28 protein-coding genes are annotated in these 22,583 nt (G+C 63.2%); all 28 read right to left on the reverse strand.

Going from position 1 to position 22,583, the window contains the following annotated elements; all coding sequences use genetic code 11:
* Positions 1-142: 142 nt before the first annotated feature.
* Positions 143-430, reverse strand: a complete 288-nt coding sequence (locus tag CSC94_RS24155) for a hypothetical protein (protein WP_133122827.1) — start codon at positions 428-430, stop codon at positions 143-145.
* Positions 427-729, reverse strand: coding sequence for a ubiquitination-like system serine protease family protein (locus CSC94_RS05840; protein WP_099304772.1), 303 nt, complete (start codon positions 727-729; stop codon positions 427-429). The genes CSC94_RS24155 and CSC94_RS05840 overlap by 4 nt, the downstream gene beginning before the upstream one ends.
* Positions 729-1,535, reverse strand: coding sequence for a lysozyme family protein (locus CSC94_RS05845; RefSeq protein ID WP_099304774.1), 807 nt, complete (start codon positions 1,533-1,535; stop codon positions 729-731). The genes CSC94_RS05840 and CSC94_RS05845 overlap by 1 nt, the downstream gene beginning before the upstream one ends.
* Positions 1,536-1,559: 24 nt before the next feature.
* Positions 1,560-2,489: a hypothetical protein gene (locus CSC94_RS24160; RefSeq protein ID WP_133122828.1), complete on the reverse strand. Its 930-nt coding sequence runs from the start codon at positions 2,487-2,489 to the stop codon at positions 1,560-1,562.
* The gene (locus CSC94_RS05850) at positions 2,486-4,483 is read right to left on the reverse strand and encodes an FAD-dependent oxidoreductase (protein WP_099304776.1); all 1,998 of its coding nucleotides are present in this window, start codon (positions 4,481-4,483) and stop codon (positions 2,486-2,488) included. The genes CSC94_RS24160 and CSC94_RS05850 overlap by 4 nt, the downstream gene beginning before the upstream one ends.
* Entirely contained in the window at positions 4,480-4,818 is a 339-nt protein-coding gene (locus CSC94_RS05855; RefSeq protein ID WP_099304778.1) for a hypothetical protein, read from the reverse strand. The genes CSC94_RS05850 and CSC94_RS05855 overlap by 4 nt, the downstream gene beginning before the upstream one ends.
* Before the next feature lie 4 nt (positions 4,819-4,822).
* Entirely contained in the window at positions 4,823-5,863 is a 1,041-nt protein-coding gene (locus CSC94_RS24540) for a hypothetical protein (protein WP_165784338.1), read from the reverse strand.
* Positions 5,864-5,949: 86 nt separating this feature from the next.
* Entirely contained in the window at positions 5,950-8,685 is a 2,736-nt protein-coding gene (locus CSC94_RS05870) for a phage tail protein (protein WP_099304782.1), read from the reverse strand.
* Positions 8,682-9,098: an NlpC/P60 family protein gene (locus CSC94_RS05875; protein ID WP_099304784.1), complete on the reverse strand. Its 417-nt coding sequence runs from the start codon at positions 9,096-9,098 to the stop codon at positions 8,682-8,684. Before CSC94_RS05875 ends, CSC94_RS05870 begins: the two co-directional genes overlap by 4 nt.
* Complete coding sequence (locus tag CSC94_RS05880; protein ID WP_099304786.1) at positions 9,074-9,595, reverse strand: DUF1833 family protein; 522 nt, start codon at positions 9,593-9,595, stop codon at positions 9,074-9,076. Before CSC94_RS05880 ends, CSC94_RS05875 begins: the two co-directional genes overlap by 25 nt.
* Positions 9,592-9,951 (reverse strand): hypothetical protein, encoded by a 360-nt coding sequence (locus CSC94_RS05885; RefSeq protein ID WP_099304788.1) that lies wholly within the window; start codon positions 9,949-9,951, stop codon positions 9,592-9,594. The genes CSC94_RS05880 and CSC94_RS05885 overlap by 4 nt, the downstream gene beginning before the upstream one ends.
* On the reverse strand, positions 9,948-12,209 hold the full coding sequence (locus CSC94_RS05890) for a tape measure protein (RefSeq protein ID WP_099304790.1): 2,262 nt from the start codon (positions 12,207-12,209) through the stop codon (positions 9,948-9,950). The genes CSC94_RS05885 and CSC94_RS05890 overlap by 4 nt, the downstream gene beginning before the upstream one ends.
* The gene (locus CSC94_RS24545) at positions 12,199-12,354 is read right to left on the reverse strand and encodes a hypothetical protein (protein WP_165784339.1); all 156 of its coding nucleotides are present in this window, start codon (positions 12,352-12,354) and stop codon (positions 12,199-12,201) included. Before CSC94_RS24545 ends, CSC94_RS05890 begins: the two co-directional genes overlap by 11 nt.
* Positions 12,354-12,749 carry a gene transfer agent family protein gene (locus tag CSC94_RS05895; protein WP_099304792.1) on the reverse strand — a complete coding sequence of 132 codons (396 nt, stop codon included), beginning with the start codon at positions 12,747-12,749 and terminating at the stop codon, positions 12,354-12,356. Before CSC94_RS05895 ends, CSC94_RS24545 begins: the two co-directional genes overlap by 1 nt.
* Positions 12,749-13,213 (reverse strand): phage tail tube protein, encoded by a 465-nt coding sequence (locus CSC94_RS05900; RefSeq protein WP_099304794.1) that lies wholly within the window; start codon positions 13,211-13,213, stop codon positions 12,749-12,751. Before CSC94_RS05900 ends, CSC94_RS05895 begins: the two co-directional genes overlap by 1 nt.
* 50 nt (positions 13,214-13,263) lie before the next feature.
* Positions 13,264-13,467 carry a hypothetical protein gene (locus CSC94_RS05905; RefSeq protein ID WP_099304796.1) on the reverse strand — a complete coding sequence of 68 codons (204 nt, stop codon included), beginning with the start codon at positions 13,465-13,467 and terminating at the stop codon, positions 13,264-13,266.
* Positions 13,467-13,874, reverse strand: a complete 408-nt coding sequence (locus tag CSC94_RS05910) for a DUF3168 domain-containing protein (RefSeq protein ID WP_099304798.1) — start codon at positions 13,872-13,874, stop codon at positions 13,467-13,469. The genes CSC94_RS05905 and CSC94_RS05910 overlap by 1 nt, the downstream gene beginning before the upstream one ends.
* Positions 13,871-14,326, reverse strand: coding sequence for an HK97-gp10 family putative phage morphogenesis protein (locus CSC94_RS05915; protein WP_099304800.1), 456 nt, complete (start codon positions 14,324-14,326; stop codon positions 13,871-13,873). Before CSC94_RS05915 ends, CSC94_RS05910 begins: the two co-directional genes overlap by 4 nt.
* The gene (locus tag CSC94_RS05920) at positions 14,326-14,844 is read right to left on the reverse strand and encodes a hypothetical protein (protein ID WP_099304802.1); all 519 of its coding nucleotides are present in this window, start codon (positions 14,842-14,844) and stop codon (positions 14,326-14,328) included. Before CSC94_RS05920 ends, CSC94_RS05915 begins: the two co-directional genes overlap by 1 nt.
* 11 nt (positions 14,845-14,855) lie before the next feature.
* Entirely contained in the window at positions 14,856-15,191 is a 336-nt protein-coding gene (locus CSC94_RS05925) for a head-tail adaptor protein (protein ID WP_099304804.1), read from the reverse strand.
* Positions 15,191-15,766, reverse strand: a complete 576-nt coding sequence (locus tag CSC94_RS05930; protein ID WP_099304806.1) for a head-tail connector protein — start codon at positions 15,764-15,766, stop codon at positions 15,191-15,193. Before CSC94_RS05930 ends, CSC94_RS05925 begins: the two co-directional genes overlap by 1 nt.
* Positions 15,766-16,218 (reverse strand): hypothetical protein, encoded by a 453-nt coding sequence (locus CSC94_RS05935; RefSeq protein WP_099304808.1) that lies wholly within the window; start codon positions 16,216-16,218, stop codon positions 15,766-15,768. Before CSC94_RS05935 ends, CSC94_RS05930 begins: the two co-directional genes overlap by 1 nt.
* Before the next feature lie 82 nt (positions 16,219-16,300).
* On the reverse strand, positions 16,301-17,608 hold the full coding sequence (locus CSC94_RS05940) for a phage major capsid protein (RefSeq protein WP_099304810.1): 1,308 nt from the start codon (positions 17,606-17,608) through the stop codon (positions 16,301-16,303).
* Positions 17,609-17,709: 101 nt separating this feature from the next.
* A complete protein-coding gene (locus tag CSC94_RS05945; protein WP_099304812.1) occupies positions 17,710-18,627 on the reverse strand; it encodes a S49 family peptidase in 918 nt (305 codons plus the stop codon).
* Positions 18,617-19,948 (reverse strand): phage portal protein, encoded by a 1,332-nt coding sequence (locus CSC94_RS05950; RefSeq protein ID WP_099304814.1) that lies wholly within the window; start codon positions 19,946-19,948, stop codon positions 18,617-18,619. Before CSC94_RS05950 ends, CSC94_RS05945 begins: the two co-directional genes overlap by 11 nt.
* Entirely contained in the window at positions 19,939-21,633 is a 1,695-nt protein-coding gene (locus tag CSC94_RS05955; RefSeq protein WP_099304816.1) for a terminase large subunit, read from the reverse strand. The genes CSC94_RS05950 and CSC94_RS05955 overlap by 10 nt, the downstream gene beginning before the upstream one ends.
* A 4-nt stretch (positions 21,634-21,637) precedes the next feature.
* Positions 21,638-22,108 carry a helix-turn-helix domain-containing protein gene (locus CSC94_RS05960; protein ID WP_099304818.1) on the reverse strand — a complete coding sequence of 157 codons (471 nt, stop codon included), beginning with the start codon at positions 22,106-22,108 and terminating at the stop codon, positions 21,638-21,640.
* Between the two features lie 59 nt (positions 22,109-22,167).
* Positions 22,168-22,530, reverse strand: a complete 363-nt coding sequence (locus tag CSC94_RS05965; RefSeq protein WP_245408267.1) for an HNH endonuclease — start codon at positions 22,528-22,530, stop codon at positions 22,168-22,170.
* Positions 22,531-22,583: the final 53 nt, after the last annotated feature.

Below are 22,583 nucleotides of genomic sequence, written 5' to 3' on the forward strand. Positions count from 1 at the left end.
CTTGCACTCGGAGGGCGTCCAGACCCCTGCCCCACAAAGGCCAGCGGCAGTATCGTCGATCTTCTCCTGGTCGCCCGCGGTTGCGCCGCGTGCACCGATCAGCGAAGTGCCGACAATGCGGCGAGCGGTGTCGCGCTGCCGGTCAGCGCTGGCACTGACCTGCTGCGAAGTCGAACACGCCGCCAGTGTCCAGGCACACGCGACGAGCAAGGCGATTTGCTTCGGCTGCATTGGCGAGATCCTTTGCTGCGTTGATGGTTGCTGCGTCGAGCTCGGCCGCCTTCTCACGTCCGCCGGCAGTGTATTGGTCTGGCCCGTAGCTGAAGACGGCCCAAGCCATGACGGCCGCGCCGCCAATGGCCGCCGCACCGATGCCAACGCCGACGAGCTTGAGCGTCGAGACGCCCGGGATGAGATCGATGACGCTCATTCCGAACCACTTGTCCAGCGGGGAAGATCGACCGTGAAACCGGCCAGATCGTGCGTGCAGTCAGCCAGGAACTGGATCCGTCCGTCCGTTACGAAGGAATGACACCGCTGGAGTCCGCCGCGATGAGCTGGGTATTCCACCGTTGCGTTGATCGATGGCTTAAGTGTTGGCTTCTCAAGGTCTCCATTGAATTCCCAACGCGGACGAGGGCGTTCAGGACTGATATTCAAATCGTGATCCCATCCGCATCCCGGACAATGAAAGCTCAAGAGGCCGCGATTGACGTTGACCTTTTTCATTATCCGCCCTCCACGGCATCGCCGATCTCGCGCACCGCGCCTGCAATCTGCTTGCGTAGAATCACGATGATCACCAAAAGCGCGACAGCGGCTCCGGCGATCACGGCCACGGTCTGCCAGTCCATTCCACCGATCACCGCCGCGCCAGTTCCGCCGAAGCCAAAGACGCCCGTCAGCCATCCCATGAACCCGGTTTTCTTCTTGACCTCCTTCTCGACTTCCGGCGGCACTACTTCCCGCGCTGGCGCTTGGCCAAGATGGCGCTTGCGAACTTGGTCAAGTGCAGCGGCGACCTCGGCCACGGAAACAGCAGCATGCTGGCCGCCGTATTTCCCTTTGCCGTTCGGCATCGGCAGGCTGGCCCACTCCGACGCCAGGTTGTCCAGCAGCGTTTCAGTGCTCAGCCGGCCAGCCAGCCACTTGTCGACGCCGCGGACGCCGAGGAGATAGCAGGCCATGCGGTCCTGCATCTTTCGATCGAACAACAGGTTCCCACCCAGCCCCAGCGTCTTGCGGATCGCGCGGAGCGTCGTCCTGACGATCTGGTAGCGGCCGACAGCCGACGACTTCCACTTATTGTCCGGATGGCTGAGCATCTTCGTCTGAAGCGCGTCGACCTGCGAAAGCGTCATTCCGACCAGGTTCACGTTCCCGCCGGTAAAGGCGCCGTAGGCAAGCGTTTCGTTGTAGCCGTCGCCCCTGTCCGTCCCTTCGGATTTGCCGATGAGATCTAGCAGTGGACGGTAGACGAAGAACGGATCAGCACGCGCGGCAGCATTCGCCCGCGCAGAATTGCGGTCGGTCATGGAATGTCCTTTCGAATGAATTGATCAGTTCAGAAGGTCGTCGCCGAACAGGTCTTCAATGTTCTGAAGCGTCGTCAGGCCGGAACCGGAAGCGCATGCCGCATGGATGATTGCCAGCGATCCAATGTCGCCGATCAATGTGCGGTGGATGGCCTCGCCTAGATCACCTGCGGCACCGACCCTTAGCTGGGTATGGCCAGTCCGTGTTGCATGTTTCTGGACGATCGTGTCGCTGTCGACTTCCGTTGCTATTCCGGAACCGCTTGTGATCCGCAACTTCGCAACACCGGCATCAGGGTCAAAAATCCCAGTTACCGTCTGCCACTCACCATTGACCCGGTTGTCAGCAAGTGTGCAGTAGCCGACATCTCCGCGCCAAGCATAGGAAACATAGCTTTGCGACGAGCCGCCAAAACCTACGCGAATTCCTGCCCAGTCATTCTGGTTCACACCAGGCGTATCGTCATGACGGCATGCACAACCAGCAACAGCACCTGGATAATCCCCTCCGTCGTCGGCCGTTGCGGGTATGCGAACGCGGCATACAATGGCGTATGGCCTGAAGATACCGACTGTCGTCGTCGGATCCTGCATCGGAAACACAAGCGCATCATTTCTGGTCTGGAGCGCACCATTGTAGCTGTCGCTGAGCGAGCCCCCGGCTGCGCCCGGATTGCTACCCTGACCAAAGCGCAAGTATGGCATCCCAGTCACTCCATCTGTCTGCACAGATGGCTGATACCCATAGACGGAAGGACGAAGATGAAAGGCGCGGCTACCCTGTTTCGCATCTCTCCAAGCAAAATCCAGTCCATTATTGATGAACTGGCTACGCGCCGGCCAGTAAGCCCATACGTTTGGGTCAGCCGCGATGGCAGCAATGTCGCCGCGTAAAATTCCAGGACGCGCGAGGTCATTTGAATTCTGATCAACGGTGATGAGATCGACACTCATAGGCGGAAGCCCTCCTTGTTCAGAGCTGCCTGGAGAATAGAGACGTCAACGTCCTCGGACGAAGTACCATCCATCATCTGCACCAGTGCATAACCTGCCGCCTCGCCGATCATCGACCAGGCTGGTTCCATCCGGACGCTCATCCAGAAGACATGGCTGCACGAAATACAGACGCTGGCGAGGAGATTTGGGACATGGGTAGCCAGTTCGCCGCCTTCGGAAAAACCTGATCCGCGACCAGTTCGAAGTGAGCTATAGGGGATGTCATAAACGTCTGTGTCATGCGGAACAGGTGTTGGCCCCTCAAAAAAATAGTTGAACGTCTCCGGTGAGCCGCCTGCACTTACACCAAAAATCCGACAGGCATGAGCATCGAGGAAATAGGACCATCTGGCGATGCGGCTTGATTTCGTGGTTGTTCGGCCAGACGATGAGTGCCAAGTCTCAAAACCGGTCGGGATGTTGCTCGAGCTGCTTTCGTACATGTCCGCCTGGTGGCACACATAGGCGCCATCCAGCCTCAAACATTCCCTGATATATGCCCAGTCTGGGAATGATGGCCCATTGGCACTGTCGAGATAGAGGTTCGGCGCATAGCCGAAGGCTGCTGCGTTGGTTTTGAGTGCCGACATACTTGGGAAGTGATCAGTGATGTCATTGGCAAGATAGTAGAGCAGGCCTCGCTGCCATGCGATTTGTTCTTCGACGATCCTGCGCCGAACTGTCCAGTTCCCATTTGCGTAATCGGTCCCGGCCTGCGCTCGTTCAAACGAAACTATGAACGACGAACCATTGTTGGTCTGCCGCGCGTCCGCCCCGTCAAGCAAGTAGACCGTGCCTTGGTTTGCTACCGCCTCAAGCAAGGTATCAGCTGCTCCTGCGCTGGCAGCTTCAGCCAGGGCCAGCCCCTCCCCGACAACAAAGTAATTTGCCTTGTCGTATCCATCAGGTGCCGTAAATGGCGTGGATCCAGCGTCGTCGGTGATCACAAGCCGGACCGACAGCGTCTGGACGCGCGTGTCAGCCACTCCGGCATCTGACGAAGGGTCAAGGCCCAGCGCCACCATCTGGGCCTCATTCTGGACAAGCGAGCCATCCGGCGTTGTCTCGAAACCGGCCAGAAGATAGGCACCGTCACCATATGGCTTGTAGCCAGCAAATGGTTCACCATAAGTGCCCTGGCTCTCCCGACCGATGCTAAACGGCGCCTCAGCAGCCCGGATCAAGTCGCCCTCGTAACTGGCGTCAAGAAATGCCGTTGCGTTCAGCCAACCCGCCACCGTCCTTATTGACTGGATCCTACCATCTTTGCTTTTCCGCAAATCAGAAGGCGCGAAGATCGGACTGCTTGAAACGACCAGATCAATGTCGGCAATCCAGTCGTTGAATTCCTCCTGGTAGGCCCTTGGATCAAAAATTCTGAGCATCTGGCTGCTTGCATCAATGCCAGTGCGCGTTCCATCAGGGTCATCGTAGCGAGAGATGATATTCTGATAGAATTGACGGGTCTGGCCCTGCATGATGTACCAAGTGCTTGATGGCGAAGGAAAGTCCGTTACGATCAGACCACCGGAGATAACCGCGCCACCGAGGCGCGGCCACGGATCGATCATGGCAACCCGGCCACCCGCAGCCTTGACCTTTCTCGCCGCCATCATGGCGGATTGAGTGCCGCCATAGATGATGACATCGAAATCACGATCGCCAAGACCGATCAATGCCGGTCTATTTCGTGCGTAACTGTATGTCTTTCCATCGGTCGAGATAAACTTTTCGACGCGATCATCGTTGTCGAGCGTCACGGATTTCGGAACTCCATGCGCTTCTATCCACGCAGTCGTTTCCGTCGTCTTGAGCATTCCGGAGTCGGCGCCGTCTGCACCAGCAAGGCCGCGTAAACCGAACCCGCCAGTTGCAACACGAATGGTTCCAGGTTGCCGTTTGACATGGAAGATTTCCGAGGCTCGCAGCTTGATCTCATACGGCGATGTCATGTCGTTACTCCATCGCTGACCGTTAAAGCGCCGCCAACAAGATATTCCTCGGCCGAACCCGTCACGCGGATCAGGTCATAAACGTAGCTCCCCGGATCGAGGTCTCCCTTCCCGATCTCAAGCGTGATCTTGCCCGCGGAAAGGTCGGTCGAAGCCACACCACCATTTGCAGTTGTCAATGCAAGAGATGTCACCGGGGAGGATGCCGACGCCCTCACGTGCATCTTAAAAGTGTCACCAGTGAAATCGTAGGAAGCACCAGTCGCTTCGTCCGTGAAGATCAGCGGTATCGACCAGTCCGCATTGTTTGTGATTGTGATATCTGCTTCAATCATCCCGTCACCCGATCACCATGATCCGAACCTCGCCACGCGCGCCTGCAGCAGTGGCCCCGCCGCCACCTGCAGGAGCGGTGCCGTCCGCTCCGGAATCGCCACCTGCACCGCCATGCGTCGAGGCACCGCCCGATCCGCCAGAAGCCGGACCGTAACCACCGCCGCCGCCACCGCCGTTAACCGCCGCGCCACCGTTTCCGCCTGCGTACCCGCTTGGCCCACCACCGCCACCGCCTGCGCCACCGTCCGCAATGCCTGTCGAACCTGGGCTGCCTGCCGAGGAGGATCCGGCATCGCCGCCGTCGCCGCCGTCCCGGCCGGCCGCAATGCCGCCGACCCCAGTTGTCGTTGCCCCACCCGCTTCGCCCAGACCAATCGGAGATCCGCCGGCGCCACCACCACCTGGCTCGACGCCAGTCGTGTTCTGACCAGCCGCGCCGCCCCAGGCCGTCCCGTGACTACCGAAGGACGAGGCTGAGCCGGAACTGCCGGCAGCACCGCCTGCGCCAACCGTGACCGTCTCGGTGGCCGACAGGGACGCCGCGCGCATCATCAGCCGGAGATAACCGCCGCCGCCGCCACCACCAGGCGAACTCGTGCTGCCCCGCGTGCCGCCGCCACCGCCGCCGCCCCAGATCTCGATCATCACCAGCGCGTCGTCCGGCGCATTGGTCGGCTTTGTCCAGGTTCCCGATGCCGTGAACGCCTGGTAGTTCGGTGCGAACGCGACGGTCCCGGTGTTTTCAAGGCGAAAGCTCGTGCCGTCGAACATCACGGTGTAAAGCCGGCCGGAGACGATCTGCCCAGCGACGAGCGGATCCCCGTCATCGGCGACCACCGCGACAGCAGACCCGCCGTTGAGCGCCAGCGTGACGGCGCCGGTATTGGTCGCCGCGGCAATGAACTTGAACATCCGGCCGGTGGCGATGCTTACCGCGGTCGGCGTGAAGCTCGCGGTGATCGCGTTCGCCGTGCCGGCGACAGACGTCAACGCGGTCGCCGATCGGTCGTTGAGGGAAACGACCTCCTCGTCCGCGTCTGTCAAAAGTTCGCTCCCAGTCGGGCCGCCATTGCTGCCAGAACCGGACGAGCTGATGCGCCCGTCTGCCGTCATCTGATGTCACCTGTTGGTTATGCTGCCCAGAGCTGCGGCGCTTCGGCTGCCGCCGTTATCGAGAACGCCATGCCGTCCTTTGGCTGGATGCCGATGACGATCAGGCGCCGGTATTCGCTGCCGAGGTCGCCGATCGTCACGAGGTTGCCATCGCGGATCTTCGGGAACCCGTCGCTGTCGTTGTCCGGCGTGAAGGCCGTCGTGAACTCCAGCACGGACCGGGATCCGGACGAGCCGGCAAGCGCTTTCGTCACTAGCGATCCGTCCGACTGGCGGATGGCGATGCCGGTCTGCCGGCCGACATCGATCACGTCCGCGACCAGCGTCACGTCGGCAACTTCGGTAAAGTCGGGCTCGTTCCAGCACTGCACAGGCGCATCAAGGATGACGGCGACAAGATCCGTTCCATCGAACTCCAGCCCGGCAATGCGCGCGCTCGCCTGCTGACGCTGAATCACCCAATGGTTCAGGCCGACCAGGTCGCCACGCTGGCAGACCAATGCCTCCGCCGGTGAGTTCCAGGACCAGAAGGCCGAGCGGTATTTTGCTTGGTTCAGGTCAAATTCGGCCCGTGCGATCGCAGGAGCCTCAGCCGTGATCCCGACGTAATTGACCTCTTCGAACCGCGGATCGGCCACTTGGCCCTTGTCCGGCCTGTAGACGATGATCTCGGCCTCGCGATCGTCGTCATCGGCGTTGCGATACTTGACCCGGAAGGCATCCGGAAGCCGCGCGAATGCCTTCGACATCGACAAGCTGTTCGCGTTGCGCGGCCCGAAAATCTGGACCGGGCTCTCGGCCGATCGGTCATAGTCACGAATGACGCCATACTTTTCAGATGCCCACGGCCGCGCATAGCCGCATGAGGCAAGGAAGTTTATGACCTCCGAGACGCCGGCCCCTTCGCAGACCATGTCGCACGTATAGCCACCGGAAACGCATTGCGTGCGCCAGGCGACCAGCTTGTCGTCATCGATCAGGCTCTCCGGCATGGCGTCACCGCTCTCGCGCCCGGTCAGCACGTCGCGATAATGCGGCGCCGGGTTACTGGTCGTCGTCCAGTTGCTCCAGGCCGTCCCGGTCCAGTCCCGCACGTAGCCGGACGCCTGCACCGAGATCTTGCCGAGCGCCCTGTTCTTCGCGCGGATCGCGATCAGCGCCAGCCGCGATCCCTGTTGCCCGCCGTTGATCGGATGATCGTTGCGGATGGCCGACTGGCGCAGGATGTAAAGCTGGTCTGAGACACCTGAGATGGCGCGGAATACCTCGGCCTCTCCGGACGTGATGACGTAACCGAACGGGTCATAGACCGTTGCGCCACCGGCCAACTGATAATCCGCCATCTCGGCGTTCGTGAACGAGTAGGTCATTGACCGCTTGACCTCGATCTCGACCGGGCCCGGCGCAATCGTGCCGCTGTCGAGGTAGATGATCGCCTCGGACTGGGACAGGCTGACCCGGCGCACGTCGGTCAGGCCATCACCCGCGAACCCGTAGCGGTAGGAGCTCGATCCGGCCGTCGAGCCGGAGAACATCGCGTCGGCGTCCCAGCCGTCTGTCAGGCCGTTATCCGGCGCCGGCACGCTGTTGTAGGCCGCGACCCATCCCGCCTTTTTCGCAGGGTTGCGCCGCGGCAACGCCTCGTCGGCCCATTTCAGAACGAGCGTCTGGCGGACCTCTTTCGGCTTGTTGTTCGCCAGGTGAAGTTCCGGCAGGTTGATCCAGTCCGTGTCGCCCTGCGCGCGGATCCGGACGCGCAACGCCACGCCCTGCACCTGGTTTGCGTTTGCCTGGTTCCACAGGCCGGACGGCAGCGACATCTCGAACCGGACCTCGTCGCACTCGATCGCGCGGAAGCGGATCCATTGCGGCAGGCTTGCAGACGGATCGACCTGGTCGGCCAGCTTCTTGCCGCTCTCGGAATTCTCGTCGAGATCATGGGCCCGCATCTCGGCCTGTGGCGTCTCGACCTTTGCATATCGCGTGATCAGAGAGACCGGCAGGTCGTCATCCCAGCCCTCGCGGATTTCATACTGGATATTTGACGCCCCATCGATCGGCGTGTCGCCAAAGCGGATGTCGTCGAGCTGGTGCGGACCGGCCAGCCCCACGATCGCCTCGACCCATTCGTCGTCGCCATCGCGGTAGACGAGCGGCTGGCACATGAACGGCGGATAGATCAACCGCGTGCCGATCACGCGCGGAATGAAGGCACCGCGGGACAGGACGTTGCCGTCGACCGATGCGGCGCTGGCTTCCGGCTCGGCCTTGTTCTTGTCGGACTGGACAGGCGGACCGGTCAGCGCTGCCGCCGCAAGCGAGCCTGCGAGCAGGATGCCGGTTGCCAGGAGCTGCGCGCCAAGCTGGCCCGCTGCGAAAAACGAGCCCAGCAGCGGCGCTGCAGCGCCACCGGTGACAATCGTCGCCGCGACGAACGCGATGATGGCGACAGCGGTCCCGAGGCCCGACTTATCACTGTTCTGCCCGCCGCCGCCCTGCAGGTTGACGTGCAGCGTGATCGTCTGCCCTTCGCGCAGGCGGACGCGGTCCCAGTGCTCCCGCGCGATCTCGTGCGCGCGGCCGTCGCGGCCGTGAAGCATCACCCGGCCGTTCTGCCGGAAGGCCCACGGCTTCAACGCCGTGCAGCCATCGACCATGGCGCCGATCGTGTCGGATGCGTCGAACCGGAACTGCTCGACAGATCCGGAAGCGAACGGCGGACGCCATGCTGCGAGAACCGGTTGCGCGTTCATGAAAAAGACCCGTGACGAAAGAACCCGGCCAGGCGATGCCGGATCATCGGATGCTGCAGCGGCACCAGGACGCTGTCGGTCGCCTCCTCGACATGCAGGAGGGTCGAATGGTCGGCCATGATGCCGCAATGAACTGTCGCCGGCCGGCCGTGGGCGCGCATCAGCACCACGTCGAAGGCGCGCGGCTGGTAGACCTGGCGCCAGTCCTCTGCCACCTGCCCGGCTTCCATGCGCCTGGAGACGGCCAGGAGATCGGCCGCCGACACGTCGCCATAGGCCGGTAGGTCGATTCCGCATTGCTCTTTAAGCACGAGGCGGACCAGCCCCCAGCAGTGCAGGCCGCGCCGGTCGAGGCCATCCGCCTTGAACGGCAGCCCGACGTAGCCGCTCAGATCACGAAGAGGCCGGGACATAGCGCTTCCGTTGCGATCTTCGACGGCCAGCTTTCCTGTCGATAGTCATAACCGCGCAGCGTGCCGGCGCACGCGACGTCGTCCATCGTGATGTCGGTCAGGTAGAGGCGCTGCGCGTCATAGGCAGCGACGACTGTCACGCCGTCAAGCACGACCCGCGGATCCTCGCGCGTGTTGAAATATTCCGTCGAGATCGCCCGCATCCTGACCTCGGCCGGGCCATCCACGTCGGCCAGCATGTTCGTCGCCGAGCGGTCCACGTTCGAGAACGTGAACTTGGCAGACGGCGGCTGGTCGCTGTCGGTCAGGAGCTGCAGGTCGAACCCGCCGCGCGTGTAGAGATTGCCGTCGAGTTCATAATCGACGCCATCGGAGACGAGGCGAATGGTCTCGTTGCCAAGCTCCGGATGCGTGATGTCGACGAACAGCAAGAGCGCTTCGCCGGATGCCTCGCGCTCCAGTTCAAGCCTGGTCGATGCCGGGACGGAACGGGTCATCGGGTGATCCGCAAGCTGAAGGCCACGCGAACCTTTGAGCCGAACCGGTTGATGGCGTAGCCCTCATCACCGACGATCAGGCACTTGACCTGCGTCCGGAGCCGCGGATGCGTCATGTAGAACGGCAGCGTCCCGTCTTTCAGCGTGTTCATGTAGAACGCCTCGAACGTCTCCAGCTGCAGCCTGGTCATCACCATCTCGACGTCCTGGCTGAACTGCCGGAGCGTTCCCTTCCGCCTGGTGATCGGGCTCCCGACCTCCGGTTCAAAGGAATGCTTCGGCGCCAGCCTGGTTTCCGTGCCGCCGCCGTTGACGAACCCGCACGGCAGGGAGGATGGCCACAGGATCGAGGTCATCGGCGCACCTTCACCGGCTTGGCGCCATATCGCCCCTTCAGTTCAGGATCGAAGCTTCCGGACCCCATCCCGTCCTTGACGGTCAGCATGATGATCTCGGTTCCGTTCGGCCCCTGGCTGCGCTTCTGCTCGACCGCAGGCGCATTGCGGCGCTGGTCGATCAGGTTGACGACGGTTCCGCCCATCGCCGACCCGCCAGAGCGCGCGCCACCGGTAAACCCGCCCGAGGCAAAGCCGCGCTGCAGGGACGCCTGCATGCGTTCGAGGTTTTTCACGCCGGCCTTGCGGGTCGCCCGCTGGTCGAAAACAAACTCCCCCTTGTGGACGACGCCGGCCGGTTCGTTTTTCCCGCCCGGTCCCGTGAAGCCGCCACCGGCCCAGCCGGATGGATTGGAGAAGAACGAGCCGGCCGTGGTCGTCGGCGAAAACCCGCCGCCCAGCAGGCCAGCCAGGATTCCGCCGAACCCGCCACTGGCCCCCTTGACCTGGAAGATGGCATCGAGAACGTCGTTCAGCAGCTTGTTCGCCAGCTTGTCGAGCGCATTGTTCAGCGCCTCGGTCGCACTCTTGCCCTGGCGTAGATCGGTGATGAACCCGCCGAGGATGTCCTTGCCAAGCGCCTTCATGTCCTCGACGGACTTGCGCAGCTTGTCCTGACCCTCGGCCATGCGCTCGGCTTCCGATGTCGCCGTGGCGTAAGCGGTCGCCAGCGTTTCGATCTTCGCCTTCATCTCGTCGGTGAGCGGGATCCCGGCCTTCTTGGCTGCCGCTTCCAGGTCGAAGGCAGCACGCGCCTTGTCGATCGCGAAGCCGTAATCTTCCACCAGCGGGTTCAGCGCAGCCTGGGCAGCCATCTCGGCCTGGATGGCCGCGGTCCGCTGCTGGATCTGCATCACCTCGCGCTGGTAAGGGTTTTCGCGCTTGCTCTTCGATCCCCGCCCCTTCTTTGAGGACGTGACCGGGAAATCGTTGATCGATATCTGTTTGACAGGCGCCGCATGGCGCTTGCCACCTCGCCGCGGCGGTCCGCCCATCTGGCTGCCGCCATCGCTGATGATCGAGATGTTCGCCGTCTCGGCCCCGGTCAGCCCTTCCATCTCGGCGCGCACCTGGGCCAGGCGCTGCGATACCTCGTCGAGGCGCGCGATCGCGCCGGAGTTGTCGAACCCGAGCTTGGTGTTCTTCTCGATCGCGGCCTGCAGCGTCTGGACCTCCCGCTCCAGCCGCGCTGCCTCGTTCTGCGAATCCTGCAGCTGGCCGCTGAGCAGGTTGCCGTTCGCGTCGGTATAGCCAAGCGCCTTGTTGAGGTTTTCAAAAAAGGACGCGTTTCCGAGATCTCCGAGCAGTTTTTCCATTATTCTGAGGGCATCGATAAGATCACTGATCCAGCCTGGGAGGCGGAACTCTCCGATCTTGTTCGTGAGCCAGTCCAGCGCAGCACCAAAGTTCGCCGAAGCATTGGTCAGCTCGTTGAACTTGCCAGCCGTCGCGATCAGCACATTCGCTAGGCGGACGAACCGCTGGGAGATCGTCTGTTCGGCGTTGGCGACCTTCTGGTCGAGGATGACCGAACCAGCTTCGAACGCCTTGAAAAACGCCTCCGACGACACCTTGCCGTCGACGACAAGCGACCGGAGCTTGGCGACCGATCCACCGGCTTCCTTGATCCCCGCCGCGGCAGCCTGGGCAATCGGAAGCGCGCCTTCCAGGATCGAATTGAACTCTTCGGCCCTGACGATGCCACTGCCGAGCGCCTGCGACAGCTGCAAAAGAGCGCCACTGGATTCTGCAGCCGACTTACCGGACACGCGCAGCGCCACGGCCACCTTGTCCGTGAACCCGAGCAGCTCCTCGGTGGAGACGTTGAGTTCCTTCTGGACGAGAGACGCGCGCGAATAGAGCTCCACCAGAGCCTCGATCGGCGCGGCATTCTTCTGCGCGCTGGCGAAAAGGCTATCATAAACTTTCGTCAGCTGATCGCCGCTGAGGCCCGCCACCTTCAGCGCATTATTGACCCGCGTCGAAGCATCAATAAGACCTTGGGCAGCGCGAAGTGTCAGAGCGCCGCCGAATGCGCCAGCTAGTTTTACAGCGGCCATTGACGCTCCGGCCGAGAGCTCCCGGTTCATCCGCGAGAACCGCGTCTCGATCTGGCGCGCACGCCGGTCTGCTGTTCTGGCAGCCGCCGACATCTGTTTTTCGAACTTCGTCTGTGTCGCCTCGAGTCGGACGACCAGGCGCTCGATGTCAGTTGCCATCGTCAATCCCCAACTGCGAAAGCAGCGCGCCGGACGGCTCTGGAGCCGCCTTGTTCTTCAAACCGTGCATTTCAGCGTAACCGTCGCGGCAGGCCATGAACTCCCAGACAGGCATCTCGTCGACCTGCCGAGGCGTGAAGCCCATCAGGGCGCCGGATCCGTAGAATCCGGACCATTTCCATTTTCCGCGGGGAAGTTGGTCGGCTCCCCCGCTTCGGGCTCCCCCGGCTCGTCTCCGACCGGATCGTCCTCTTCGCCGATCAGGGCGGCTGTCAGGATGGCCTGCGCCGTCATTGCCGACTGCAAGAGCGGCTTGCCTTCGACGTGGCGTTCGACCAGGCGATTGACCTCGGCCCGATCCATGCCGGCGCCGAGCAGGCCGAGCCGGATCGGTTCGATCACGTCCTCGACGAGCCAGCGGCCGGACGACAGGCGCTGGAGCACGAAATAAGGCCCGGCATCGCAGCTGGCCTGCAAGGCCCGCAGTTCGCCAAGCCGAAGCGTGAATTCGTGCTCCCCGCCTGCCCAGATCATCGGCATCAGGACTTGACCGTCCGCGTCGGCGTGCCGGAGAACTGGATGTCGATCTCGGCCGTCACCCGCTGGCCCTTCGTCCTGGCGCTGTTCAGCTGGGCAAGGAGCGCGTCACCGGTCTCGATCGTGGTGTCACCGCTCGAGCCGTCCGTGTTCGCCTTGGCATTGCGCACGCGCACCGAAAGCGTCGAACCGCCATACCACCAATCCATCATGTTCTCGTGGCTCTGCAGCGCCCACAGGCCATTGCCGGAAATCGATACCTCCTGGCTGCGGACTTCCTTCTCGATGGACAGCGGCAGGCTCTCGTCGTCGCAGTCCGGAACCTCGGCCGAATCGAGGTTCGAGGTCCGCGTGACCGTTGCATCCATGATGCCGCAGATGGCGGTGTAGGTTCCCGAAGCGCCGCTCGGGTCGAACTCGACCTCGACGACAAGCTCCTCGTATTTCATTGTCGTTGCGCGCGCCATTTATCCATTCTCCATGTCCAGGAGGCCATGACTGGCCAGGTTGAAGCGGGTCAGGCCCGCGGACGTCCCTTCAGGGCACGTTTTTCCGAAGCGGTCGGAGCCTTCGCCCGCCGCGCCGACCCATCCTCGACGGCGGCCGTTGCCACGCGCGCCGGGACGGCAACAGGTTCCTCGGCCGGGTCGAAATGCTGGCAGGCAGCACGCTCTGGCCGGAAGTCGTAGTCGAACGGTTTGGTGAAGATCACCCACGCCATCAGTTCACCTCGACGATGCTTTCCACCTGGACGATGCCATGCGACGTCAGGCCGTCCGGATCCCGCACCGAGCGGACCAGCGTAACCCGCATCTGCACCAGCGCGTTGACGTCGATCACGCCTTCGTAATCGTGCAGCGCCCTGTAGACGGCATCATTCATCTGGTTCACCTCGCGGAAGCCGCCGCCGTAGCGCGACCAGCAGTCGATCTGCAGGACATGCGACAGGCCGTCGATGCACTCCGCATCGTCCGGCGTTCCGACAGAGGCCGAAAACGAGATGTAAGGAAACTTGCGCTCGTTCGGCACGCGGTCATAGACCCGGTCGCCGACGATCGCCGTCACGGCCGGGTAAGCCGTCAGCCGCTCGAAGATCAGCGCCTGCACCTCGTTTGCCGGGCTTGTCATTTCGCACCCTCGCGGATCGCTTTTTTTATCGCGCGGGTTATCCGACCCTTCACCCGCCGCTTCAGGAAGCGGTAGGATGGAAAGAAGAACGGATGCGCGGCCATGTCCTGCGTCCCGAACTCGACCCACCTTGCATAGAAGGCATCAGCCACCCCGAGGGACTTGTCGCGGGTTCCGGCGAAGATCGTGATCCGTTCCCCGTTGCCGATCGGTCGGCTCGACGCGATCGTGATCGAACCCTTCGGCGCATCGCCCCAGGTCCAGCCGATGCTGTCGCGAAGCGCACCGGCCACACGACGTCTGTCCGGTTCCTTCAGGACGGGAACGAGAGACCGCGCCATGGCGACGATCTCGCCCGCCCCCTTTTCCATGGCATCCCTGGTCGCCTGGCGGACGCGATGCGGAATCGTGCGCGTCAGCTTCCGCTCAAGCGATTTCAGGCCCTGGACCATCAGGCAGTGCGCGCCACCACGGCGATCTGGTAGGTCGCCGAAGCGCCGGAGCCGTTGGCGACCCGGAGCGTGTCGGCCGTGGTGGCCGTGATCGCACCGAGGCCCGCCGCGTCACCGGCAGCCAGCATCAGGAAGGCGCCGGGCTTCAGAGGGCCGATGGTCGGTGACGTGCCGCCCAGGAACCCGGTCAGCGGTGCCGAGCCGCCGCCGATCGTCAGGTCGGTGGTGTTGGCAGCCCCCGTCCGCGGGCCGTTGATGATAAACAGCGCCACCAGCTCCGCACCGGCCACGGTCGCTCCGAAGGCGTCCGACAGGGCGCCTGCCAGGTCGATGTCGTCATTGCTGGAGGCGCTGACCGTGCGCTGGTCTATCCACAGGATGTCCGCCTTATTCGCGGTCGTTCCATCGGTCAACTGCAAGAGCTTTTCCATGGTCGGCGAAAAGCTGTCGGCGCCGAAGTCGTTCGCGCCGGTCTGTGTCGCCTTCAGGCGGACGAGGATTTCTGCGGATAGTGGCATTGTTCAAACTCCTAGGTGGCAACGCCGCTCTCCGCGGCAAAGTCGATATAGATCCGGTCGTCCGTCTCGATCGACGACCGGATGTTGAACGTCTCCCCGGTCCGGTCGTCGACGATGCGCCAGTCCGTGGTGACTGCACGGGTTTGCGCAGCGCTGCGAACCCGGATGACGGTTGCCTGGATCCCTTCGAGGCGATCGGCCAGAACCATTTCGCTGCCGCGCAGTCGGGTGTATTGCGCGCGGCAGGTGATCACGGTCTCCCAGCCATCCTTGCGTCCGCCCTGGCCATCGCTGGCCGAGACAGGACGTTCGAAGCGGATCCGCTCGATCAGGGATTTACCAGGCATCAGATGTGCAGAATCCGGTGGGCCAGCATGTCGCGCAGCCGCTTTTCAAGCTGGGCGCCAGTGGACTCGTCGTTTTCCAGCGCCTTCTCGAAGGCCGTCGCAACGGCCAGGCGCAGTGCATAGCGAATATCAGCGGGAACATCGGAAGGCTCGTCGCCATAACCGACGACCACGTCGACCTCGACGGCCTCCGGGTAGGATCCGAGCGTCGGCCACGTCTGGCCATAGGCCGGCATCAGCCGCGCCGGCTCGATCTGCGTCGACGCCTGCCACAGGCTCGACGAGAGCGTGACAAGACTGCCGGTGGAATCCTTGTATCGGACCTCCGAGACGGACTGGACCGGACCGGCCGGCAACAGGGCCACGGCACCGAAGCAATCGGAAACGAGGGTCAGGGTTTGCGTGATCAGCTTCCGCTTCAGGTAAGCCTCGATCTTCGCCTGGGCCGAACCGATCTCGGCGGTCAGCTGGTCGTCATCATCGACAAAGTCGTGATGCAGGAAGCCCTTCACCTCCGCAAGCGACAGAGCCGCTTGCGAAGGCTGGACCTTGACGATGAACCCGACCGGGTTCATCAGGCCACGATCTCGTCGACGGTAGCCGCGTCGTTGTCCGATGCGGTTCCATAGGCCGGGTCGAGCCCGAGCACGATGGCGCCGGCATCCGACGACGCGGTGGCGACCGTCAGGGAGAGGCGGAAGTGGGTGAAGTCGTTGGCGACGTCGAGCTCGTCCGCGCGCAGGTTGATGATGGCCTGTTTGTCGGAATCGGTCCCGGCCTGGGTGAGCTGGGTGATCGCCTTGCCGGACACATCCTTGGCGCCGGTTCCGGAGCTGTCGGTTGCCTGCTCGATCTTGGCGTCGAGCGTGGCAGACGTCCCGAGCGTTCCTGCCATGATGATGGCCATGAAGGTCAGGAAGTCCTTGGCAGCGATCCAGCCGGTGGTGACCGTGCCGGCCGCGGTAACGTCGGGATCGATCGCGCCGACGATTGCCGCGCGATCGGACGGGATGAGGTTTGCATTCATCGGTTTGTCTCCGAGGTGAAAGGAAGGGTTGCCGGGCGCTGGCGCCCGGCAGGAGGATCAAGGCCCCGTCAGCGGCCGGCGCTTACGCGCGAGCGGCAAGCGAGACGAAGTGCGACTTCGTATCCGACCCGCTCTTGGCACCGGAAACGGCCGCCGAGAGATACGGCGCGCCGCCGACCCGGAACATCCAGCGGAACGCCTGGACGCCGTAGTCGAAGAACAGGTGCATCGAGGATGCGAAGGCCGGATCCGCCGAGCGGGTATAGGCCCCGTATCCCTGCATGTCGGCCAGCGCGATGTCGCCCAGGTCGCCGAGCGCCTTGGCGTGCTCGGTGAACAGGATCGGATAGCCGAGCAGCGTGGCGCGCAGCTGGTCGGTGATTCCGCCCTGCGGAATGAACATCGGCTGGTTCCCGATGGTCATCGTCGCGAGCTGCGGGATTGCCTGGCTGTTGATGATCCACATCGGGCGAGCGCCTGGCGTCATCAGGAGACGCGCCAGCATCTTCAGGACGTTGGCCGCCACGATCGTATCGGCCGACTGGCCGCTTTCCTTGGCGACCGTGACCAGGCTGGCCGCTTCCATGAAGCCGAGCGGCTTGCCGACACCATTACCCCACATGACCGCGTCGGACGCCGTCCAGCTGATGGCACGGGCCGCACCCTGCTCGATGCGGCTCTGCAGGAGCGGAGCATCTTCGAGCAGTTCCTCCGTCGCCGTCACGAACGCATAAAGCTCGTGCAGTTCGACGTTGCCGCCCTTCAGGGCCAGCTTCGAAGGCGACATCTGGGAACCCTCGGCGCGCCAGTTTGCCTGGATGCCGGAGGAGCCCCACGGCGTGGTCTCGTCCATCACCCGTGAGACCTGCCGGCTTGCGGTCGGTTCCGGATTGGTCAGCGCCAGCAGGTCGGCCTGGCCCATGACGATCGACCAGATCGACTGACGCATGGCCGGTGGCACCAGGTATCCCTCGCCGGACGTGCCGCCGCTTTCCTGGTGGAAGTTGGACGGCGCTGCACCGGGCCGATAAAGCTGGGACAGGCGATTGTCGACCGAACCACCGGGACGGCAGGCAACCTGCACCGAACGGGCAAACTCTGCCGCGTTGCGGAACCCGCCCATGTCTTCCTCGGCACGGTTGACCGGCTGGGCAGCCGGACGGGCCGACTGGCCCTGGATATCGCCAGAGAAGCTGCGGGCCAGTTCCCGGCGCTTCTCTTCCGCCTTGATTGCGGTGTCGGTCTCCGCGATCCTGGCGCTGATGTCCTCTGCCTTGGCGACCTCGGCGTCCGTCAGGTCACGGTTTTCGTCTTCCGCCAGTTTCACCAGCTTACGGCCATCGGTTTTGAGGTCCGCGAGCTTCTGGCGGAGCTGTTCGAGCTTATCCATATGCTCTCGTCTCCATGTTGCGGGACCGCATCGATGGCACGTTTCGGCGCTGCCCGGTCCCAGTGGGCCGCGTCGGTGCATTGATTGCCTGTTTGTTGATGTCAGGCGAAACCGAGTTTCAGCCGGGTCATGTCGGCCTTGTTGCGCGACTGGCGGATGACGCCCTTGCCGTTGGCAAGCCTGGCAACCGTCTCCTCGATCGTCTCGACCCGGTCGGCAAGGCCGACCTCGACCGCGCGCTTTGCGCCGACCATGCGCCCCTGCCCCCATGGTTCCTTGCGAACGGTAGATGCGGACAGGCCACGGCCACGGGCGACGGCCGCGGTGAATTCCTCGTAGTAGCGATCGACGGTCGCCTGCATGTCGCTGCGCGCCTCTTTGCTCAGCGGCTCGAACGGGTTCGCCTCGATCTTGTGAGCGCCGGCACGGATCACGGAGATCTTGACGCCCATGGTTTCCAGGAGCTGGCTGTCATCTTCGTGCAGCGAATAGACACCGATGGATCCCAGTTCACCGGATGGCGTGATGACGACCTCGCCTGCCTGGCTGGCGATCCAGTAGGCGGCCGAGGCTGCATAGGCATTGGCAGAGGCGACGACCGGCTTGATCATCGAGGCCGCCCGGATCTCCTGACCGAGTTCTGCGATGCCGTCGACAGAGCCGCCCGGGCTCTCGATGTCGAGCAGGATCGACCCGACGCTGTCGTCATTGGCAAGCTGGCGGATCTGCGAGCGCAGCCGCGCCGCAGACACGCCACCTGGCCCGGAAATATCATCGGCCTGCTCGACGCGGTGGACAATCGTCCCGACGATCGGAACGATGGCGACGGAGCCTTGCGGCTTGGCAGGCGATGCCGACCGGCCCTGGCCGACGCGGTTTGCCACGCGGTCCTGGTCGCTGATCTCTTCACCGGCAAGCGCACGCATGGCCAGCGCCCGCAACGGACGAACCTTGACCGGATCAATCGCCCAGGCGCTGGCCATCAGCGCAGCGGCAACGCGAGGTGACTTATGCGGCATCGCGATAATCCTCGATGTTGATGACGTTCTGAAACGAAGGCCGCGCCTCGGCACGGGCCCAGTGCGACCCGTAGAGACGGGACAGGACGGAACCGTCAGAGCCCAGGATCTCGGCCGAGGCCGGTGACTGCGTCGTCCCGGCCGGCAGCATGTTCATCGGCGTCAGGTAGAGATCCCCGCCGTCAATCGGGTTCATGTTTTCGAGGCTGCGGACATCGTTTGCCGACAGCCAGCCCCACTGCCGCGCCTGGGCATATGCCTCGTAACGCGCCTTGATGTCGCCGCGCAGGAGCCCGCCGACGTTGTGTTCGACCTGGACGTTCCGGTTCAGCCGGTCGTTGAGCAGGTTGCGCTTGTACCAGCGCTCGATCATCGTCAGCCACGGCAGCATCGTGTCGATCACGAATTCCAGCGCCTGCTGCTCGATGTTGGAGAACGTCGCTTTGTCCATCAGGCCGACCTTGTGCGGAGGCATCCGCCAGATCCGCGCGATCTCCAGCGCCAGTTCCTTCCTGGTCTCCAGGAATTGCGCCTCCTCGTTCGAGGCGCCGACCTTTGACAGCTTCATTCCATATTCGAGGATGCCGGGAGAATGGCGCTTGGATCCTCCCCACCAGCGCTTGAGCGCCGACAGGAAGTTTTCACGGCTCGACTTATCGGAAAAATGGGTCGGATGCTCGATGACGAAGGGAGGCGTGCAGTCGTTAGCGAAGAACCGCGCGCCGTAATCCTGGACTGCCAGGGCCGCGGCAATCGCCTCAGCGCCGGCCGAGATTGGCGACGTCCCGATCAGGCCGCGCGATTGCAGAGGCGGCCGCTTGATGTGCCATATCTCGCCTTCCAGGAGCACCCGCTGGGATCCGCCCGGATCGTGGATCTTGTAGCGCGTGATGCCGTTCGGGACGCGCTCGACGGTGACCTCGGAGGGCGGGATCCACTCCAGGCGGGTCGGCCAGCCGCGTTCAAGGTCGGTCGGGATCGCAAACCAGTTTCCGTCTGCCGCAAGATCCCAGAGCTGCTGTTTGCGCGTCTCGAAATCGTCGCGGAAAAGCACCTGGATAGGATGATCGTCAAGCCTCTTGCGAACGGCACCGGACGAGCGTTCGAACGCATGGAACGGCAGCGCCGCGGCAGTATCGGACAGGACGTTCAGGCAGTCCCAGGCGACCGGCAGTTTCAGCGTCGTTTCAGAGGTGACCGCAACGCCGGCCGCGGTCGCGGACGACAGGCGGGAATACCAGAAGTCGTCGTTCGGGTTGCGCGACGAACCGGCGTCGAGATTTCCGGACGGCCGGCCGAATGGCAAAGACATCAGGCGCATATCGAATAATCCTCCGGGATCGTGATCGACGTCGACGTCGGGTTGCGCGCCATCAGCTGGAAGGCGTTAAATCCCGCCATTAGCGGGTCGATCTTGGCGGATCCGCTGACCTGTTTGGTGATCAGGGTCGCGGAGCCGCGCAGTTCCGTCTTGGCGTTGCCGACACACCAGGCCATCAGTTGCTGGCCGCCGTGCCAGGCGGTTCCGTCCATAAGCTTGCGCTCGAACCCCTTGATCGCGCCGTTCAGCTTGTAGCCCTGGCTAACCGCCACCATCAGGTCCGGGTCGACGCCCAGCGCCGCGATCGCGTCGGTGATCGCCGCGACACCCACCGCGTCGAGGCCGATGCCATACTTTTCCGGAAACAGCCCGGCCTCGTGCACCGTGTTGATGATATCCGCTATCTCCTCGACGTCCTGCGTCGGGTAATCGCAGATCGTCAGTTCGCCAGCCTCGGACAGCGACGACAGCCGGTCGGCAATATCCTTGCGCCGGTCGAGAACGATCGGCTGGGCCCATGCCTTGAACCAGAACAGCCAGTCCTTCGTGGTCCGGTCGCGGCCGCACAGGCAAAGCCCGAGCAGGTCATCGAGGCCGCCGCCGTCAATGCCGGCCGTGATCACCTCGCAGCGCTCCAGCAGGCTTTCGAGTGTCGCCGGTTCCGGGTCGACCGCGCCCTGCCAGTACCTGGCGCCAGCCCATCCGCCGCGGTTCAGCGCGACACCGATCTGGATGTTCAGATGCTGCGAGGCCCAGATCGACAGTTCCTCGATGCCCTTCTTGTCGGCCTCGGCAAATTCGCTCTTCAGGATGTCAATCGTGATCGACCGACCGAGGTTCGGCAGCACGATCGGCCAGTTCTCCGGATCGCGCCACGGCTTTGCCTCGTCGGCCTGCATCTCGATCGGGAACTCGTAGAGGATCGGCAGGAGGTCGCCGCCTGCCTCCCCGTCGCGAATCTGCCGCGCATAGTCGAGCTCGGACTTGAACACGCCGGCCGGTGGCTCGTCAGACTGCGTCGTGATCATGACGATGAACCCTTCCGGGTTGGCGATGATGCCGCCGCGGATCTGCGCCATGACTTTCGAGGCGTAAGAGAATTTCCCCAGCTCGTGCAGCTCGTCGATCAGCACGCCGACCGGCTTCGATCCGGTCATCACTTTGTTGTCGAACGACTTGATCTTCAGCCTTGCCTTGTTGACCCGATCGACGATCGTTTTCTGGTGATCCTTCACCGCGAACCGCTTCTGCAGGTAGCCCTCTTCGTCAGCCTCGATCATGCCGACGATCTGGGAAAATGAGATGTCTGCCGTTTCCTGCGTCGGTCCGACCAGCAGGAATTCCGCCCGAGGCCGCCTGTTGAGCAAGAGCGCGGTCAGCATGATGGCCGCGCCCTTCGTGGTCTTGGCGTTTTTCTTCGGCACCAGCTCGAAGAACTTCCGGATCGTGCGGCCGGTGATCTTGTTGTCAGCAACGATGACGGACCCGAAGATCGCAGCGACGAAGTCGCGGTTCCAATCCCCGGCCGCCTCGGCCATCGTCGGCTGGCCTGGCACGTCAGGCAGGTGCAGCTTGTTGAACACCCGGATTGCCCTGGCGGCCTCGGCCTCGTCCAGGTCGAGCGCCGGGATCGGCGCTTCGCCGCGCTTGAGCATTTCGAACCAGTCGGGACAGGACAGGTCCATCGCGTCAGTTCAGCGTGTCGGACCAGCCAGACGGCGGTTCCTGCGCTTCGCGCTCGAGCAGCGCCTTCTTGCCCAGCCGCTCAGGCTTGTCTTCCTCGTCCAGCTTCTTGCGATCGTCGCCGCCGAAGGCCGGGTTCAGCTCGAGGTGATCGAGCAGCTTGTTGACCGCGCCGACGTTGCCGGCCCGCGCCTTCGTGTAGAGCACCTGGAGCAGGTCGGCCTCGATCATGTCGGCGCCGGCCTGCAGCTCGCGAAAGAAATTTTTCCGAAGCGTCGGTTCAGAGCAGCCGATATATCCGGCGATCCGCTTGTGGCTCCAGCCCTTCGCACGAAGCAACGCCACAAGGCGCTGGTTTTCCTTGTCCTTTCGGAACGAGGGTCGACCCCACCGCTCCCGGATCTGGCTGATCGGTGCGCCGAACAGGTCGACGCCATCCCGAACGGATGCGTTGTCGTCCGATTTTCCGGCCATCATGAAAAAAAATCCCTGAATGGGGGGGGAACGGGTCAGGGAGCAAGGCAGCCCCAGAGATTTCACCCCCCCCTGCCGTCGCGCTCCGCGCGCTCGATGCGCTGCTTTGTCGTGTCGTGCCAGCGCTTCGTCACGGTCTGGAGGTTGTCGAGATCCCAGAACAGGTCCGGATCACCATCGTGGCGGATCTTGTGGTCAGCCACCGGAGCGTTCCAGTCGTTCCCGGTTCCAGAGCACAGCGTTCCGGTCTGCTGGCAGACGTAGCCATCACGAGCGAACACCAGGTCCCTGAGCCGCTGCCACCGCTCGGTCGAATACCAGGCACGCCATGGCGACATGATGCGGCGCCGCGCCTCTCGTGCCCTGTCATCGCCAGGCACATGGTCAAGGCGTGACGCAGGCAGGATGCGCTGTGCAGGAGGCATTGCCTTCAGCTTCATCGCTCTCGTCGTCATGGCATAGGAGGATCAAAGAGGCC

Origin of the sequence: Zhengella mangrovi, from assembly GCF_002727065.1 — a bacterium.
In the GTDB taxonomy this organism is placed as follows: domain Bacteria; phylum Pseudomonadota; class Alphaproteobacteria; order Rhizobiales; family Rhizobiaceae; genus Zhengella; species Zhengella mangrovi.

Coding starts and splice junctions, on each gene's coding strand:
- CSC94_RS05910 (WP_099304798.1), bottom strand. CDS start 13,874: ATGACAAGCCCGGCAAACGAGGTGCAGGCGCTGATCTTCGAGCGGCTG.
- CSC94_RS05885 (WP_099304788.1), bottom strand. CDS start 9,951: ATGACCTCGATCCTGTGGCCATCCTCCCTGCCGTGCGGGTTCGTCAAC.
- CSC94_RS05915 (WP_099304800.1), bottom strand. CDS start 14,326: ATGGTCCAGGGCCTGAAATCGCTTGAGCGGAAGCTGACGCGCACGATT.
- CSC94_RS05895 (WP_099304792.1), bottom strand. CDS start 12,749: ATGCCGATGATCTGGGCAGGCGGGGAGCACGAATTCACGCTTCGGCTT.
- CSC94_RS05930 (WP_099304806.1), bottom strand. CDS start 15,766: ATGAACCCGGTCGGGTTCATCGTCAAGGTCCAGCCTTCGCAAGCGGCT.
- CSC94_RS05855 (WP_099304778.1), bottom strand. CDS start 4,818: ATGATTGAAGCAGATATCACAATCACAAACAATGCGGACTGGTCGATA.
- CSC94_RS05950 (WP_099304814.1), bottom strand. CDS start 19,948: ATGCGCCTGATGTCTTTGCCATTCGGCCGGCCGTCCGGAAATCTCGAC.
- CSC94_RS05870 (WP_099304782.1), bottom strand. CDS start 8,685: ATGAACGCGCAACCGGTTCTCGCAGCATGGCGTCCGCCGTTCGCTTCC.
- CSC94_RS05875 (WP_099304784.1), bottom strand. CDS start 9,098: ATGTCCCGGCCTCTTCGTGATCTGAGCGGCTACGTCGGGCTGCCGTTC.
- CSC94_RS05920 (WP_099304802.1), bottom strand. CDS start 14,844: ATGCCACTATCCGCAGAAATCCTCGTCCGCCTGAAGGCGACACAGACC.
- CSC94_RS05845 (WP_099304774.1), bottom strand. CDS start 1,535: ATGACCGACCGCAATTCTGCGCGGGCGAATGCTGCCGCGCGTGCTGAT.
- CSC94_RS05890 (WP_099304790.1), bottom strand. CDS start 12,209: ATGGCAACTGACATCGAGCGCCTGGTCGTCCGACTCGAGGCGACACAG.
- CSC94_RS05960 (WP_099304818.1), bottom strand. CDS start 22,108: ATGATGGCCGGAAAATCGGACGACAACGCATCCGTTCGGGATGGCGTC.
- CSC94_RS24160 (WP_133122828.1), bottom strand. CDS start 2,489: ATGAGTGTCGATCTCATCACCGTTGATCAGAATTCAAATGACCTCGCG.
- CSC94_RS05935 (WP_099304808.1), bottom strand. CDS start 16,218: ATGAATGCAAACCTCATCCCGTCCGATCGCGCGGCAATCGTCGGCGCG.
- CSC94_RS05880 (WP_099304786.1), bottom strand. CDS start 9,595: ATGACCCGTTCCGTCCCGGCATCGACCAGGCTTGAACTGGAGCGCGAG.
- CSC94_RS24545 (WP_165784339.1), bottom strand. CDS start 12,354: ATGGGCTTCACGCCTCGGCAGGTCGACGAGATGCCTGTCTGGGAGTTC.
- CSC94_RS24155 (WP_133122827.1), bottom strand. CDS start 430: ATGAGCGTCATCGATCTCATCCCGGGCGTCTCGACGCTCAAGCTCGTC.
- CSC94_RS05955 (WP_099304816.1), bottom strand. CDS start 21,633: ATGGACCTGTCCTGTCCCGACTGGTTCGAAATGCTCAAGCGCGGCGAA.
- CSC94_RS05905 (WP_099304796.1), bottom strand. CDS start 13,467: ATGGCGTGGGTGATCTTCACCAAACCGTTCGACTACGACTTCCGGCCA.
- CSC94_RS05925 (WP_099304804.1), bottom strand. CDS start 15,191: ATGCCTGGTAAATCCCTGATCGAGCGGATCCGCTTCGAACGTCCTGTC.
- CSC94_RS05900 (WP_099304794.1), bottom strand. CDS start 13,213: ATGGCGCGCGCAACGACAATGAAATACGAGGAGCTTGTCGTCGAGGTC.
- CSC94_RS05965 (WP_245408267.1), bottom strand. CDS start 22,530: ATGCCTCCTGCACAGCGCATCCTGCCTGCGTCACGCCTTGACCATGTG.
- CSC94_RS05940 (WP_099304810.1), bottom strand. CDS start 17,608: ATGGATAAGCTCGAACAGCTCCGCCAGAAGCTCGCGGACCTCAAAACC.
- CSC94_RS05850 (WP_099304776.1), bottom strand. CDS start 4,483: ATGACATCGCCGTATGAGATCAAGCTGCGAGCCTCGGAAATCTTCCAT.
- CSC94_RS05840 (WP_099304772.1), bottom strand. CDS start 729: ATGAAAAAGGTCAACGTCAATCGCGGCCTCTTGAGCTTTCATTGTCCG.
- CSC94_RS05945 (WP_099304812.1), bottom strand. CDS start 18,627: ATGCCGCATAAGTCACCTCGCGTTGCCGCTGCGCTGATGGCCAGCGCC.